Origin of the sequence: Paenibacillus sp. MER 99-2 (assembly GCF_023714095.1) — a bacterium.
Taxonomy (GTDB): Bacteria; Bacillota; Bacilli; order Paenibacillales; family Paenibacillaceae; genus Paenibacillus.
Map to the genome: position 1 here is coordinate 1 of NZ_JAMAUZ010000034.1, position 458 is coordinate 458.

The 458-nt window shown below is 53.3% G+C and carries 4 tRNA genes; all 4 read left to right on the forward strand.

Features of this window, described 5'->3' with window-relative positions:
• The first annotated feature begins 24 nt into the window (after positions 1-24).
• The 4 genes from M3636_RS29155 to M3636_RS29170 all read left to right on the forward strand — a co-directional run bounded on the left by M3636_RS29155 (position 25) and on the right by M3636_RS29170 (position 416).
• Positions 25-116, forward strand: a tRNA-Ser gene (locus M3636_RS29155).
• 16 nt (positions 117-132) lie between these two features.
• Positions 133-204, forward strand: a tRNA-Glu gene (locus M3636_RS29160).
• A gap of 43 nt (positions 205-247) precedes the next feature.
• Positions 248-323 (forward strand) — tRNA-Val (locus M3636_RS29165).
• 19 nt (positions 324-342) lie between these two features.
• Positions 343-416: transfer RNA gene (locus M3636_RS29170), tRNA-Met, on the forward strand.
• Positions 417-458: the final 42 nt, after the last annotated feature.

Genomic DNA, 458 nt, shown 5'->3' on the forward strand with positions numbered 1-458 from the left:
CGAGCCCTGTTCGGGGAGCCATATGGAGAGGTGTCCGAGCTGGCCGAAGGAGCACGATTGGAAATCGTGTAGGCGTCACAAGCGTCTCGAGGGTTCGAATCCCTCTCTCTCCGCCAGATAATTTTTTAGCAAGGCCCGTTGGTCAAGGGGTTAAGACACCTCCCTTTCACGGAGGTAACAGGGGTTCGAATCCCCTACGGGTCATAACAATTTTTATTGTTTCAATGAGGGCTGACAATCCCTACATGGAGGCTTAGCTCAGCTGGGAGAGCATCTGCCTTACAAGCAGAGGGTCGGGGGTTCGATCCCCTCAGCCTCCACCATATATATTTTTTATAACGACGCGGGGTGGAGCAGCCCGGTAGCTCGTCGGGCTCATAACCCGAAGGCCGCAGGTTCAAATCCTGCCCCCGCAATTATACTTTCTTACGAAAGTGATCTGGAACCGTGGTGTAGTT